Origin of the sequence: Maritimibacter alkaliphilus HTCC2654, assembly GCF_000152805.1 — a bacterium.
GTDB lineage: Bacteria > Pseudomonadota > Alphaproteobacteria > Rhodobacterales > Rhodobacteraceae > Maritimibacter > Maritimibacter alkaliphilus.
The window spans coordinates 356,558-371,413 of record NZ_CH902578.1 but is presented as its reverse complement, the minus strand read 5'-3'; the positions used below and the strand labels follow the sequence as shown (position 1 = coordinate 371,413).

Annotated in this window: 13 protein-coding genes and 1 tRNA gene; 2 read left to right on the top strand and 12 right to left on the bottom strand. The window is 64.4% G+C overall.

The genetic code is table 11. The features are described from left to right. Positions 1 to 16 precede the first annotated feature (16 nt). Positions 17 to 721, bottom strand: coding sequence for a DUF5681 domain-containing protein (locus RB2654_RS22225; protein ID WP_008328456.1), 705 nt, complete (start codon positions 719 to 721; stop codon positions 17 to 19). Beyond that, positions 718 to 2,019, bottom strand: a complete 1,302-nt coding sequence (locus tag RB2654_RS02950) for a site-specific DNA-methyltransferase (RefSeq protein ID WP_008328455.1) — start codon at positions 2,017 to 2,019, stop codon at positions 718 to 720. The genes RB2654_RS22225 and RB2654_RS02950 overlap by 4 nt, the downstream gene beginning before the upstream one ends. A 130-nt stretch (positions 2,020 to 2,149) precedes the next feature. Here RB2654_RS02950 and RB2654_RS02945 point away from each other — a divergent pair, with 130 nt between their 5' ends. Both RB2654_RS02945 and RB2654_RS22220 read left to right on the top strand, forming a co-directional pair. Further along, positions 2,150 to 2,479 (top strand): helix-turn-helix domain-containing protein, encoded by a 330-nt coding sequence (locus tag RB2654_RS02945; RefSeq protein ID WP_008328454.1) that lies wholly within the window; start codon positions 2,150 to 2,152, stop codon positions 2,477 to 2,479. A gap of 3 nt (positions 2,480 to 2,482) precedes the next feature. Continuing rightward, positions 2,483 to 3,346, top strand: a complete 864-nt coding sequence (locus tag RB2654_RS22220) for an ImmA/IrrE family metallo-endopeptidase (RefSeq protein WP_008328453.1) — start codon at positions 2,483 to 2,485, stop codon at positions 3,344 to 3,346. 392 nt (positions 3,347 to 3,738) lie between these two features. Here RB2654_RS22220 and RB2654_RS02935 read toward each other — a convergent pair. The 10 genes from RB2654_RS02935 to RB2654_RS02890 all read right to left on the bottom strand — a co-directional run bounded on the left by RB2654_RS02935 (position 3,739) and on the right by RB2654_RS02890 (position 14,545). Further along, positions 3,739 to 3,828: transfer RNA gene (locus RB2654_RS02935), tRNA-Ser, on the bottom strand. A gap of 66 nt (positions 3,829 to 3,894) precedes the next feature. Further along, entirely contained in the window at positions 3,895 to 6,426 is a 2,532-nt protein-coding gene (locus RB2654_RS02930; RefSeq protein WP_008328452.1) for a DUF3772 domain-containing protein, read from the bottom strand. Further along, positions 6,423 to 7,457 carry a cysteine synthase A gene (locus RB2654_RS02925; protein ID WP_008328451.1) on the bottom strand — a complete coding sequence of 345 codons (1,035 nt, stop codon included), beginning with the start codon at positions 7,455 to 7,457 and terminating at the stop codon, positions 6,423 to 6,425. Before RB2654_RS02925 ends, RB2654_RS02930 begins: the two co-directional genes overlap by 4 nt. Before the next feature lie 60 nt (positions 7,458 to 7,517). Beyond that, a complete protein-coding gene (locus tag RB2654_RS02920; protein ID WP_008328450.1) occupies positions 7,518 to 8,648 on the bottom strand; it encodes an NUDIX domain-containing protein in 1,131 nt (376 codons plus the stop codon). Continuing rightward, on the bottom strand, positions 8,645 to 9,109 hold the full coding sequence (locus RB2654_RS23280) for a TrgA family protein (protein WP_008328449.1): 465 nt from the start codon (positions 9,107 to 9,109) through the stop codon (positions 8,645 to 8,647). The genes RB2654_RS02920 and RB2654_RS23280 overlap by 4 nt, the downstream gene beginning before the upstream one ends. A 10-nt stretch (positions 9,110 to 9,119) precedes the next feature. Continuing rightward, on the bottom strand, positions 9,120 to 10,328 hold the full coding sequence (locus tag RB2654_RS02910) for an SAM-dependent methyltransferase (protein ID WP_008328448.1): 1,209 nt from the start codon (positions 10,326 to 10,328) through the stop codon (positions 9,120 to 9,122). 60 nt (positions 10,329 to 10,388) lie between these two features. Beyond that, positions 10,389 to 11,816 (bottom strand): cryptochrome/photolyase family protein, encoded by a 1,428-nt coding sequence (locus tag RB2654_RS02905; protein ID WP_008328447.1) that lies wholly within the window; start codon positions 11,814 to 11,816, stop codon positions 10,389 to 10,391. Positions 11,817 to 11,847: 31 nt separating this feature from the next. Then, positions 11,848 to 12,285, bottom strand: coding sequence for an SRPBCC family protein (locus RB2654_RS02900; protein ID WP_008328446.1), 438 nt, complete (start codon positions 12,283 to 12,285; stop codon positions 11,848 to 11,850). An 89-nt stretch (positions 12,286 to 12,374) separates the two neighbouring features. Beyond that, positions 12,375 to 14,105, bottom strand: a complete 1,731-nt coding sequence (locus tag RB2654_RS02895; RefSeq protein WP_008328445.1) for a BCCT family transporter — start codon at positions 14,103 to 14,105, stop codon at positions 12,375 to 12,377. A gap of 20 nt (positions 14,106 to 14,125) precedes the next feature. Then, the gene (locus RB2654_RS02890; RefSeq protein WP_008328444.1) at positions 14,126 to 14,545 is read right to left on the bottom strand and encodes a universal stress protein; all 420 of its coding nucleotides are present in this window, start codon (positions 14,543 to 14,545) and stop codon (positions 14,126 to 14,128) included. Between the last annotated feature and the right edge of the window lie 311 nt (positions 14,546 to 14,856).

Genomic DNA, 14,856 nt, shown 5'->3' with positions numbered 1-14,856 from the left:
CGATTGCGCGCGCGTCTCAGCCCAGCAACCGATCCATGATCGCAAGAGTCTTCTGCGTTCGTCTGAGGTCCTTCTCGATGGCAGCTCGCACGGCTTCGTCACTCTCGGCTTCAAGCAACCGCTCCAGACACTCTACCTCGCGCAGCCACTCCTCACGTCGCGCCCACAAGACCTCCAGTTGCGCCACCTGTTCCTTTGTGGCGGGCCCGTCGATCCAGGCGCGCCCCGTCTCCATGTCGATCTTCACCTGATCCGGATGCGGCAAGGGCGCGGGCAAATCCGTGATCCCGAGCCGCTCACGGCGGGCCAGTTCCCGGTCCCATTCGACCTTGTAGGTGATGGCCGTCTCGAGCCATTCATCCGCCAGGGCTTTGTTCTGCCGTTCTGTTGCCGCAAGCATCTCGGCGAACAGGCGTTGGGCCCGGTGCTGCCCCTTTGCCGCGTTGACCGCCATCGCACGCACGATCGCCTGCGCCATCGGAACTGTTACGCTGCGGCCCCCGTCGCGGACGGTGATGTCGCGGTAAGCCTCATCCAGAATGATGTCCTTGAGACGCTCCTCGTTCAGGGCCGGCCGCTTCGACTTCGCCCCGCGGGGTCGGCCCTTCGGGTTGCCGGACTGTCCCTTCGCAAAACGCGAGGCCACCGGCGGCTTGCCATAACCCACCTCGTATGACGCGCCCGGCCGCACCGCCGGAAGTGTCTGCTTGCCCCTGATCATTCCGCGGCCTCCAGCCGTGCCGCAGGCGCAGACCAACCGCAGACCACCTGCTCTGCTTCATCCTTGGCATAGGCTTCCCAACGGGCCACGATCCGGTCGCAATAGATCGGGTCGAGCTCGCACAGGTAGCCCCGCCTCCCGGTCTTTTGCGCCGCGATCAGGGTGGAGCCCGATCCGCCGAACAGGTCGAGCACGATCTCGCCCCGCCCGGAGACATCGCGGATCGCGTCCGCGATCATCTGGACGGGCTTCACGGTCGGATGCAGGGCCAGCTCTTCCATCCGGCCGGCGCGCAACGTGTTCACGCCGCGGTATTGCCAGACATTTGTACGGTACCGCCCGTGCTGTCCCAGCTCGAACGTGTTCACGTGGGGCGCCGTGCCGTTCTTGAACGCGAAGATCAGCTCGTGACGCGAGCGGTAGAACGTCCCCATGCCCCCGTTGTCCTTGGCCCAGACGATAAGGTTCTTCAGCTCGTCATAGATCGCCTCTCCCGCGGCCAGCATCTCGCCCATGTGGCGCCAGTCCATGCACAGGAAGTGGATCGACCCCTCCACCGCGTGGTCCGCCATGTTGCCAAGCGCGGTCGTCAGGAATCCGGTGAAGGCCTCTGAACTCATCTCGCCTGACGCCATCGCGAACTCCCGATGCTGCACCTTGCCGGAGTTGCCCACGTGCCCGTCGATCGGCACGTTGTAGGGCGGGTCCGAGAACACCATCCGCGCGACCTCACCCGCCATCAGGTCCCCGACCACCACCGGGTCCAGCGCATCGCCGCACATCAGGCGATGGCGCCCAAGCTGCCAGACATCGCCGGGATGCACCCGCCGCGACGCTTCCTCCGGGATCACCTCGTCCACCGGATCGTCCGGCTCCTGTGGTGCCACGGCCTCCAGGATCCCATCGATCTCCGGGATCGAGAACCCCGTCACATCCATGTCGAAGTCGAGCTCCACCTCCATCAGGGCCCCCAGCTCCGCCGCCAGAAGATCCTCGTCCCAGCCCGCATTCAGCGCCAGCTTGTTATCCGCCAGTACATAGGCGCGCTTTTCCGCCTCACTCATGTGATCCAGCCGTAGGCACGGCACCTCGCCCAGCCCGAGAAGCTGTGCGGCCGCGACCCGGCCATGGCCTGCAAGGATCGTGCGTCGCTCGTCGATCAGAACCGGGTTGGTGAACCCGAAGGTCTCGATGGAGGCCGCGATCTGGCGCACCTGCTTCCTTGAATGGGTGCGCGCATTGCGCGCCCATGGCGTGAGATCGCCCAGGGCGACGTATTCGATCTTGTCTCGGGTCATTCTTGACCTCCGTTTACTGCTCATTCGACAGAATCGGCTCTGCCTGCCCATGTCGTTCGATATATCTTACATTTGCACTCCGGTCAATCTGGGCGTATACCACCGTCAGACACGGTGAACGGAGGGAGCCATGGAGATCGGGGAACGTCTCATGAGACTGCGTCAGTCCTCGAACCAGTCATTGCAGCAGGTCGCGGACGCCGTCGGCGTCTCCAAGGCCCATGTCTGGGAGCTGGAGAAAGGCCGTAGCCGCAACCCGTCCTTCGAGCTCGTGCGCAAACTGGCTAGCCATTATGGCGTGAGCATCGACGTCCTGACCGGCACGGCGCCCGAGCCCGCGCCCGAAGACATCAAGGTCGGCCGGATGCACCGCGACCTGGAGAGCCTCTCCAAGCGGGACCGGGCGATCGTCGAAGAACTGATCGCGTCGATGAAGGCCAGGTCCTCGGAAGGCTCCTGAGCCTTGGCGCTCGACCGGATCGACCTCGCGGACATCCACGCGCCTGAGCGATTGGCGGCACGCCTGCACGCCCAGCTGGGCCCGGTGACCACGGCGGTTCCGGTCGTCGAGATCGCCCGGGGTCTCGACATCTCGGAGGTCCGTATCGACAGGTTCGACGGGTTCGAGGGCATGCTCCTGACGGACCGGGTCCGCAGCGACGGCGTGATCCTTGCAAACTGCCGCTATGGACACCAACGCGCCCGTTTCACGATCGCTCATGAACTCGGGCATTTCTTGCTCGAGCGCCACGAGGTCTCAAGCGAGACCGGCTTTCGCTGCACGCCCCGTGACATGCGCGAGACCCGCGAAGGTCGCAGGGAGCTGCGTCAGGAGGCCGAGGCCAACCGGTTCGCGATCGAGCTCCTGGCCCCGCCCGCCATGTTCGACCGGCACCTCTCTCGCGACCCGGACCTGCAAGACGCTCAGCACTTGCGCCGCGCCCTCGACCTCAGCCGCGAGGCCTGTATCCGGCGCATGGTCGAGCGCCGGGACGAGCCCCTGGCCGCGATCTGGTCGCAAGAGGGCCGGGTGCGCTATTCCATTCGAGGAGACGCGTTCCCGTACCTCGCGCTCAATAAGAACGATCCTCTGCCAAAGATCAGCCAGGCGTTCAAAGTGGTCTCGAAAGGGGACCGGGGCATTACGACGTTCCGGGAGACCCACGCGGCAGCCTGGACGCGTCGCCCGGAGATCGAGATGTTCGAACAGACCCGCGTCGGTCGGGACGGTCATGCGGTGACCCTGCTTTGGGCGGACCTCCCCCCCGATGCCGACGAAGAGGACGATGGCGGTTTGCCCGAGCTGGGTGCGCCCGGCTTCCGCTGAACCGGTGGACGAGCACCGGGTTCCCTGTTTACCCAGCATCGTTCCCTGTTTCCACCAAGCGCATTCCCTGATCGCCGGATTGGAATTCCCTGTTCCTCGAAAAACAGGGAACTGCCCCGCAAGACCCTGAAAACACGCGCCAATCCAAGCCGAGAATCCGCGGAATCGCCCGAAATCAGGGCCAGAAACGGAGAATTCCCTGTTAATTCCCTGTTAACAGCCAAATCCAGCCAAAACCGAACCCGCGAAAAGGACGAACAGAGACACCGGCGGGAATTGGGACGGGAATGGTCGGACAGGTGCGTCTCAGATAGGGCAGCGCGCAGGCAAACGCCCGAAATAGCGCGGGAAATCGGTGCAAGGCGTCACTGGGGGAATGAGACGGGGGTGGGTGGCGGAGAGACAGGGATTCGAACCCTGGAGACGGTTTCCCGCCTACACACTTTCCAGGCGTGCGCCTTCGACCACTCGGCCACCTCTCCGTGCCGGGGTATCTACCCGGACCCGGCCCCGGCTTGCAAGGGGCGATTTCGCATGTTTTTCGGGGGTCAGTCGCCGTCGAGCCCGTCTTCGGGCGTGACGTCGCTGTCGGGGTCGAGCCGGGGGTCGTCCGGGCGGCGGATCGTGACGCCGGTCGCGTCGCTCGATGCCGCTACGGGGCGCAGCGCCTCGGGGTTGCGCAGCCAGATGTCGCGCTGTGCGAACGGGATCTCGATCCCCTCCTCTGCAAAGCGGCGCGCGATCTCGTGGTTCAGCTCGTCGCGCACCTTGAGGATGAAGAACACGTCCGACAGGATCGCGCGGATCTGAAACTCGAGCGCATCGGCGCCGAAGTTCATGAACCCGACCTGCGGCTCGGGGTTCACCGTGACCATCGGGTGATCCATCACGATCTCCATGAGGATCTCGGACACACGGTGAGTATCCGAGCCGTAGCCGACGCCGATGTCCATCACCAGCCGCCCGACCCGGTTGCCACGGGTGTAGTTCGTCACCACCCCGGAAATCAGGTCCGAGTTCGGGATGACCACGTCGGTCCGGTCGAAGGTTTCGATCCGGGTGGAGCGCACCGAGATGTCCTTGACGATCCCCATGCGCCCGCCAACGTCGATCCAGTCGCCCTCGGAAATCGGACGTTCGATCAGAAGGATGATGCCCGACACGAAGTTCGACACGATGTTCTGAAGGCCGAAACCGATGCCGACCGACAACGCACCGGCGACGACGGCGAGCGAGGACAGGTTGATCCCGACCGAGGTGATCGCGATGACGGCAGCAAGAAAGATGCCGATGTAGCCGATGCCCGACGTGATCGCGTTGCGCCCGCCGATGTCGATCCGGGTCTTGGGCAGAACCGTCTGCTTGAGCATCCCCTGGATCAGACGGGTCAGCCCGATGCCCAGCAGGAAAACGACGATCAGAAGCAGCACGTCCGAGGGAGAGATCACCGTATCCCCGAATGTGATGCCGCGCATCATCGTGCCCCAGATCTCGCGCAGGTCGTTCTCCCGCGCGCCCCAGATCAAGGCGAAGAACGGCAGCGACAGGATGATGGCGACGAAACTGCCCAGCACCGGGACAAGCGCGTTCTGTGCGTCCGCCGTCGTGGTCTTGCGCACCATGCCGTAGAGGTCGACGAAGAACCCGTGCAGCACCAGGAGGAAGCCGATCAGCGCGAAGGACGAGGCCGTGTTGAACACCGCCGTCCCGGCAAGTTGGGAATAGCCGAGCACGGCGAGGATCGGGCCGACGATGCCGACGATCATCAGAAGCCGCCCGGCCAGCGACAGGGTCCGGTCGATGAAGTTCGGCCCCTCTTCGTCCTCGCCCGTTTCGATCGACTCGCGGTGATTGCGCAGGAGCCTGCCCATGCGCACCATCAGAACGCCCGCCAGCACCAGCACGGGGAGTTCGAGAACGGCGCGCGTCGCGTCCGGGTAGCCCTCGAATTCCGCGAGTTGGAAGACGAAGACGTAAAGACCGAAGGACAGGCCAAGCATCGTCGCCTCGAACCGCCCTTCGGCGCGGGCGAGGTTGCCGAGGTTCAGCACCTGACTTTCCGCCCCCGGCATCCCGAAGACGCGCACCCCGAGCCAGCGGGCGAGGATGAGGTTGATCCCGATACTCAGCATGAGTTGCGCGATAAGCTGGGCGCGTTGGGCCATCAGGCCCGACAGGCTGAGTGCGAGGATCGCGGCGAAGAGACCAAGAAGCGGGACGATCACCTGACCGAGCGAGATCAGGAAGCTCCAGACGCCGCGCGCAGGCCCGTCACCGCTCGACCGGACGCGGTTGCCCGCGTTGATAACCCATTTTCGCCCGCGAAACAGCAGCACGAAGGCGATGACGAGCAGGATGATCGCCGGGACCAGCGCCTGCCGGAATTCCGCGCGCTGCGTTTCGGTGTCGAGCGACGACCGCGTGCCGTTCCACGCATCGCGCATCGTCGCGCCAAGGTCGGACAGGGCCTGCGACCAGTTGGCGGGGTTGAGCGGGTTCGGTCCGGCCGACAAAAGCTCTTCCGTCTGGCGGGTGCGCAGCAGGTCGTCGATTTCGGAAATGATCGTATCGGCGCGGGCAAAGGCCACTTCGGCGGCCCGCACCGGGGTTTCGATCTGGGCCAGTTGGCTGGTCAGTTGCTCGCGTTCCCGCGCCAGCGCCGGGCTTTCGGTTTCGCCATCGGCGGGCGGCTCGGGAAGCGCCGCGATCTGATTGCGCAGCGTGGTGATGCGCACCTTGTTCTCGTCGCTCGCCGCCGCGAATTGCGCCCGCCAGCCGTCGATCTCGTCGCGCAGCCCTTCGAGCACCTGGTCCGAGGCCCGGCCCGCTTCCAGCGCCCGTTCGGCCCGCGCGGCCACCTGCGACCACGCGTCATAATCCGGCGCGCCATCGGGGGGCTCGATCCCCTGCATCATCTGCTCGGCGGCGGACACGGTGGGATCGTCGACGATCGGCGCGTCGATTTCGGGTTCGGGGGCCGGGTTCTCCTGCCCGGCGGTGTCCTGCGCGGTGGCGAGGACCACGCTCACACACAGCGCGGCGAGCGCCAGCCAGAGTGTTTGTGCGGTCCGCTGGATCATGCGTCCTCGAACACCGTCGGCAGGTCGCGAGGCTCGCGGGCGAGGAACGCGGGCACCGGCAGGCCTTTGTCGCGCAGGAACTCGGCGTTATACAGCTTCGCCTGATAGCGCGTGCCATAGTCACACAGGATCGTGACGATGGTCTTGCCCGGCCCCATTTCACGCGCCATCTGCACCGCGCCCGCCATGTTGATCGCCGACGATCCGCCGACGCACAGACCTTCGTGTTCGAGCAGGTCGAACGCATAGGGCAGCGCCTCGGCATCGGTGGCGCGGTATGCCATGTCGGGGGTGAAGCCTTCGAGGTTCGCGGTGATGCGCCCCTGCCCGATCCCCTCGGTGATCGAGGAGCCTTCCGAGGCGAATTCGCCCGTGGTGTAGTAGCTGTAAAGTGCCGCGCCCTCGGGGTCGACGATGGCGGCCTTCACGCCCTTGGGCTGAAGCGCCATGCCAAGGCCCGCAAGCGTGCCGCCGGAGCCGACCGCACAAACCACGCCATCGACGCGGCCGTCGGTCTGGTCCCAGATCTCCGGCCCGGTGGTTTCGATATGCGCCTGACGGTTCGCCACGTTGTCGAACTGGTTGGCCCAGATCGCGCCCTTGGGGTCGGTCTTGGCGATCTCGGCGGCCAGACGCCCCGAATATTTCACGTAGTTGTTCGGGTTCTTGTAAGGCACCGCCGGCACTTCGACGAGTTCCGCACCGGCGATGCGGATCATGTCCTTCTTTTCCTGGCTCTGCGTTTCGGGGATCACGATGATGGTGCGAAAGCCCATGGCTGCCCCGACCAGCCCGATGCCGATCCCGGTGTTGCCCGCCGTCCCCTCGACGATGGTGCCGCCGGGGGCCAGCTCACCGCGCGCGATGGCGTCGCGGATGATGAACAGCGCGGCGCGGTCCTTGACCGACTGCCCGGGGTTCATGAACTCGCATTTGCCGTAGATGTCGCAGCCCGTCTCTTCGGACACTTTTTTCAGCTTCACCAGCGGGGTGTTCCCGATCAGATCCACCAGATCCTTGCGCGTGTCCATGAGCCTGCCTTTTTATGTCGTCACATTCCCTCTTCTTGGTATGTGACCGGGGGGCGGGTATCAAGCATCCCCGCGCAATCGTGCGCGGTTGAGTGCCAGCCAATAGGCCGAGGTGACGAGCGGCCCCGCCGCCACTTCGCCCGTCTCGACCAGTTGCATGAAGTGATCGAAGGATATGACGTGCGAGCGGATGTCCTCCGCCTCGCTCGCCAGCCCCGCGACGGTGCCATCCTTGGCCGACAGATCGGCCTCGGCCACGTAGGCATAGATGAACTCGGTCACCGCGCCCGGGCTGGGATAATGCCCGCTGACGTAATGCAGGTTCGTGACATTCAGATCGGCCTCTTCCAGCGCCTCGCGCCGGGCCGTGGTTTCGACCGCCTCTCCGGGGTCGACGCGGCCCGCGATGGGTTCCAGCAGCCAAGGCTTCGGATCGCCGCGCATATAGGGCCCCATGCGGAACTGCTCGACCAGCAGGACGGTATCGGCCACCGGGTCGTAGGGCAGCACCGTCACCGCATCGCCCATGCGAAAGGCCGCGCGGGTCACAGGCGCGCTCATCGTGCCGTTGAAACGGCGGAACGTCAGATCGACCTCGCCCACGGCGAAATAGTCGATATAGGGCTGGCGGGTGGCGAGCACATCGATGTCGGCGGACCTGTCCATGTCGGAGCGCAGCGTGGCGGGAAGCGACGCCTCGGCCCGCACCCGCGCCGCGGCCCGAAGCCGGATGAGCGGCATCCGCGCGGCAAGCTCGGCCCCGGTGACCCGGCCGAAATATCCCATGGCCTCGCGCGCCGCCGCGACCCAGAGCGGCGCGTGCAGATCGGCCCAGTCTGACAAGCGCCAAGCCACACCGGGCCGCGCATCGTGATCGGGCTGAAACCGCAACGCTTTCCGGGTCTCGCCCCCCGAGGTGACGTCGACCTCGTTCAGGTCATAGCCGAACCCGCCCTCGAAAAAGTCCAGTCTCGCACGATGGGTGTCGGTCAGACCGTCGAGGATCAGACCATCGGCCTGCGCGCCCGGCGTGGGCACCAGCATGGGATAGTCCTGCCCCTCGACCCAATGGGTCCGGTAGTCACTCAGACAGGCGGGCACGGCCACAACAGCGGATGCGTCACCCAGCACCACATCGCGCAGGGCATCATGGCACAGGGTGCCGAAAACGAAGATCGGAAGGTCGCTCACCGTGTCCGCCGTGCGACCCAGTTGGTGATGAAGCCGACCAGCACCCCGCCCAGAAGCGTGGCGACGATCACGTCGGGCTGCGCAACCCGTATGCCGTAATCCATCATCGCTTCGAACACGCCGGCGACCGCCTCCATCACCGTGCGGTAGGAATTGCGCAAGGCCCGCGTCAGCATCAGGTCCGAGGCGAAGATGAACATGGTCAGGAAGGCCTGCACGATCGAAGAAGTCAGCCCGATCGCAACCGGTTTGCCCTTGCGCTTTTGCAGCTTCGGTCCGGTGAAGAACCAGCCGACGAGCAGCCCCATCGCAGCCGCGACCGGGTGCAGCCACGTAAGCGGCGTGCCTTCGTCGAAATAGGGCCGCGTCAGTTCCGAAACGCCGACGCCAAGCACGGCAAGCAGGATCGCGGCCACGAGACCCGCGAAAGTCGGCAGTCGTCTGGCATTCATCCGGGCCATGTCTGGCTCCTCAGGCGGGTTTTCCCACGGTGACCTGCACCACGTCGCAGTTGCCGGTGTGGAACGCCGCGGCGCAGCCTGCAAGGTAGAAGTTCCACATCCGCCGGAACCTGTCGTCGAACCCCATGGTCTGAATCTGGTCCCATTTCGCGTTGAACGTATCGAACCAGCGCCTGAGCGTCACGCTGTAGCTTTCCCCGAACGCGATCTGGTTGCGAAACGCGAGTCCCGCCTTGTCGATCTCGGCCCGAAGCACCGTCTTCGAGGGCAGCATCCCACCCGGAAAGATGTATTTCTGGATGAAATCGACGCCCTTGCGATAGCGTTCATAGCGCCGTTCGGTCAGCGTGATGATCTGGAGCGTCGCCTGTTTGCCGGGCTTCAGGCACTTCTTCAGCGTCTCGAAATAGACCGGCCAGTATTTCTCGCCCACCGCCTCGAACATCTCGATCGAGGCGATGCCGTCGTATTGGCCGGTTTCGTCGCGATAGTCTTGAAGCTTGATCGTCACCCGGTCGGAAAGCCCGGCCTTTTCAATACGCTCCACGGCATAATTGAACTGTTCCTGACTGATGGTCAGGCAGGTCACCTGTAGCCCGCGCTCCTTCGCGGCATATTCGGCGAAACCGCCCCAGCCGCACCCGATCTCGAGCACATGGTCGCCGGGTTGCGCGCCCATCTCGTCGATCATGCTGGCGTATTTCTGTTCCTGAGCCTTTTCAAGGCTTTCCTGCCCGGTCTTGAAGTAGGCGGAACTGTAGGTCATCGTGTCGTCAAGCCAGAGCGTGTAGAAATCGTTGCCCAGATCGTAATGGGCCGAGATGTTCTTTTTCGCCTGTTTCTTGGTGTTGCGTTGCAGCCAGTGGCGGAACCGTTCATAGGCGCGAATGATGCCGCCGCCGTTGAAGCCCGCGTAAAGCACATCGTTCCCGTCCTGAATGAAGTCGAGGAAGGATTGCAGGTCGGGCGTCGACCAGCCGCCTTCGATGTAACTGTCGCAAAAGCCCAGATCGCCCTCGCGCACCAGACGGGCGAAGACGTCGTCGGAATGGATATGCACCTCGGCCACATGCCCGGGTTCCTTCCCCTCGGCGCGGAACGTCCGGCCATCGGGCATCACGAAATCGACACGGCCTTTGCCGATTTTCTGAGCGATGAAGAAGACCTGCGGAAAATAGCGGGGCAAGTCGGATTGCCCCTTGGTCGAGGTGTGGATCATTCGGTCGTCCCTGTCTTTTTGGATAGGTGAGCGGATTTTTCCCGCTCTCGCAAGGGTTTCTTAACTGTCTGAGGCTTTCGGACGCGCCTCGTATGCGGCGAGCGCGGCTTCGCGTCCCTCCTTCAAACCCACGACAGGTTCGCGCGGATAGTTTCCGCCCGGCTCCATTTTCCAGCTTCGCGGGATCGCCTCGAAATAGTCGGTGGCGGTCTCGGGCGGGCTGGTCTGACCCTCTGCGATCCAGCGTTTCTGATAGGTGCCCTTGGGGTCGAACTTTTCGCCCTGCGTCTCGGGGTTGAAGACGCGGAAATAGGGGGCCGCGTCCGGGCCGCAGCCCGCCACCCACTGCCATCCCATCGCGTTCGAGGCCGGATCCCAGTCCGTCAGGCAATCGTCGAACCACGCCTGCCCAACGCGCCAGTGGATCATGCAGTGCTTGGTCAGGTAACTCGCCACGATCATGCGGGCGCGGTTGTGCATATAGCCGGTGACATACATCTCACGCAGCGCCGCATCGACGAAGGGCACGCCCGTCCGCCCCTGCTTCCACGCCTTGACCTCGGCCAGTCGTTCATCCTCGCGCCATGGAAAGTCATCCCACCCCTCGCGCCAGTTCTCGGTCAGCATCTGGGGGAAGTGGTAAAGCAGATGATAGGCGAACTCGCGCCAGACAACCTCTTTCAGGTAATGCTCGGCCCCCGCCTTGCCCGCGTCCATCGCCCGCGCCCCGGCGGCCCAAAGCTGGCGCGGGGAAATCTCGCCATAGGTCAGATATTCCGACATCCGGCTGGTCGCATCCTCGGCCGGCAGGTCGCGGTCGGCCTTGTAGGCGTCGATCTTCTGCGCCACGAACGACCCGAGGCGCGATGTCGCCGCGCGTTCGCCCGGATTGCAGTATTTCGCGAGCACCCCGGCCCCACGGTTCATATCCGCGCCAAGCGCCCAGTCCGCCAGATCGTCGCTGTCAGGCCAGCTCTCAGGCCCGGTCAGGTCGGGCGTCGGCAGCGGCTCATCGACGTCGCGGTCCTTCACGGCGCGCCAGAACGGCGAATAGACCTTATAGGGCCCGCCCGTCTGCGTCTCGACCGTCCACGGCTCGAATATCAGGTGGCCGGGGTGGCTTTCGGCCACGATACCCGCCTCCTTGAGCGCGGATTTCACGTCCGTATCCCGTTCGATCGCTTCCGGGTCGTATAGCCGGGACCAATGCACTTCGGTCGCCCCGGTCTCTTCGATCACCTCGCGCAACACGTCGCGCGCGTTGCCGCGCCGCAGGATCAGCTTCAGGCCACGGTCTTCCAGAGCCTCGCCAAACACCCGCAGCCCCTCGCCCAACCGCCATTTCGCGGCGGCGCCCAGGCCATCGACGGACTGGTCACGGATGAACAGGGGAATGACAAGGCCGGCATTGGCGGCAGCCCACAGGGCGGGATGGTCGGACAGCCGCAGATCGCGGCGAAACCACAGGATGACGGTTGAAGCACTCATGCAGAGTCTACGCCCCGTAACCCCGCCCGGTTCAACCGTTTTCGACGAAATCCCGGAACGCGTCCATGTTCTGCCGGGTCTGCTTTCGGAACATCCCCGGCATCAGCGTCGCCATCACCCTGAGCATAAGGCTGCTGGGCCGGAATTCGCACAGCATCGACCACTCGGTGTTGCCCTCGTCGGTTTCCTCGAAGTGGTTTTCGTTACGGTTCCACATGCCGTCGGCCTCGTAGATCGCGACGAAGCGGTCGGGCAGCGCGTTCTCTTCGATGATTTCCACCATCTCGATGGTCCGGCTGCCCATCTGGTAGACGAGTTTCGACTTCGCGCCCGCCTGCCCCGGCGTGCCGGACAGATGCGTCATCGACACCAGCCCTTCCTGCCATTTCGCGAGGTTCTCGGGATTGTCGAATTTCGCGATCACGCGGTCGCGGGACCGGTCGATGGTGGTTTGTTCGACATAACGCATGGCAGCCTCCGTTTGCGCCAGAGTGCGCGCATGATGTGGACTGTCAAGCGGTGTGAACCCCCGGCGACACGGGCCGCCGGGGGCTTGGGTCACTCTGCGGCCAGAGCCTCTTTCACCGTCGTGCGCTCGGATGCCAGACCCTTCCAGATCGCGTAGCACATGAGCAGCAGGATGATCGTGAACGGCAGGCCGGTCGAGATCACCATCGCCTGTAGCGATGACAACCCACCCCCGACAAGGAGCGCGATGGCGACGGCCCCCTCGAAGGTGCACCAGAACACGCGCTGCGGGACAGGCGCATCGACCTTGCCGCCCGCCGTGATCGTGTCGATGACCAGCGAACCGGAGTCCGACGAGGTCACGAAGAACACGATGACGAGCACGATCCCGATGGTCGAGGTGATCGCGGTAAGCGGCAGGCCCTGAAGCATCGCGAAGAGCGACAGTTCCGGCTTGTAGCTGTCGATCACGTTCGCCTTCACCGCCGAGGCTTCCGGGCTCGCCACCATATCGGCGATAGCGGAGCCGCCGAAGGTCGCCATCCAGAACACGCAGACGAGCGACGGGATGATGAGGACGCAGGTGACGAACTCGCGCACCGAACGACCACGGCTCACGCGGGCGATGAACATGCCCACGAACGGTGACCAGGAGATCCACCAGGCCCAGTAGAACGCGGTCCAGCCTTCGCGGTAGCCGTCATCCGTCCGTCCGATCGGGTTCGACAGGGGAATGATCTCCTGAAAATACCCGAGAAGCCCGGTGAAGAAGTTGCTGAACACCTGCACGACGCCCGCCGTGATGACCACGAAGAGCAGGAGCGCGACCGCGACCACCATGTTGATCTCGGACAGGATCTTGACGCCCCCGTCGAGACCCCGAAGCACCGAGACGAGCGCGATGGCGGTGATCCCGCAGATCAGGATGACCTGAACCGTGGTGTTGACCGGCACGCCGTAGACGAAGCCGAGCCCCGCATTGGCCTGCTGTGCGCCGATGCCAAGCGAGGTCGCCAGACCGAAGAGCGTGGCAAACACCGCGAGCACGTCGATGATGTGGCCCCACCAGCCCCAGACACGGTCGCCGAGGATCGGGTAAAAGGCCGAGCGGATCGAAAGCGGCAGGCCCTTGTTGTAGCTGAACAATGCCAGCGACAGCGCCACGACCGCGTAGATCGCCCAGGGATGCAAAGCCCAGTGATAGGATGTGGCGGCCAGCGCCATCCGTTTCGCCTCGGCCACGTTCTCGGGGATGAGGGCGCCGTCTTCGGTGAAGGGACGCACGGCGCCGAGCGGCTCGTCACCCCAAGGCGTGCCGAAGTAATAGGCCGGTTCCAGCACCCCGAAGAACATCAGGCCGATGCCCATGCCGGCAGCGAACAGCATGGCGAACCAGCCAGCGTAGCCGTAGTCCGGCTTGGCGTCGACGCCGCCGAGGCGCACATTGCCAAGGGGCGTCACGATGAGCAGAAGGCAGAAGATCACGAAGATATTGGCCGCCGACAGGAAGAACCAGTCGAAGCCCGAGGTGAGATAGGCCCTCAGCCCCACATCGCAGAACGCGCCCGCTTCGCATCCCTCGACCGCCGAGGCATCGACGCCCGAGAAGAAGTTCGCGGTCGTCGTCGGCGCGATGAAGGCGAACAGCACGAACGCCACGATCGCAAGGCCGGAGATCAGGAAGACCGGGTTGTGAATGTCGAACCCGAAGGGCCCGATCGAGGACTCGATATTGTCCTGCCCGATCTCGTATTCGGTTTCGATCACGTCGGCATGACCCGTGGGTTGGGGTATGCCCTGATCGTCGGTTGTTTCCGTCATGTGTTATCCTTCCTGTTCGCTTAGGCGCCGCGCACGACCATGACCGAGACCTTGGCATGGCCCGCGATCTTGCCGCCGTTCGACGGCCAGATGTAGTCCATCAGCCCCGGCACGTGGCTTTGCATGACCACGAGGTCGGCCCCGGTTTCGTCCACCGCTTTCAGCAGCGCATCGTCCATTTCGGTCGTCGGATCATGCGACGTCATCGCGTGGTGTTTGGTCCGGACCCCGTGCAATTCACCTTGCGAGGCCGCGAATTCCCCCAGTTTCTGCGCGAATTCCTCGGGGTTGTGCCCGAGGCTGCCCGGGGTCGATGCGCCGACGGCGACATATGTGACGTCGCAGTCGTAAAGTTTGGCGAGATCGGCCGTCACCTTGAGCGCATGTTCCAGCCCCTCCAGATGACCCAGATCGACCGGCGCCATGATGTGTTTGAACATGGTCCCCCTTCTCCGTGCAGGTCGGGACCCTAGGGCGCCGCCCGCATCTTCTTGACGTTTCGGGGGGCGATGCGGCGTCTCCGCAACGCGTCCGCCCGTAAGTGAAGGTTAACGTAGGATATGGATTTCGCAAACGAGTTTCCCCATTTGCGACATCAGCGTCGCAAACAGGCGATCAAGCGACGTTGGCGCAGGCTGAAACGGCACGGGCCGGATGTCGGGCGCGGCGGCGAGTGCCGAATCGAGGGGTCGATTCCCGGCGGCGTGGCGGCCTGCCACACGCCACACTGCCCGATCCAGACCTGCACCAC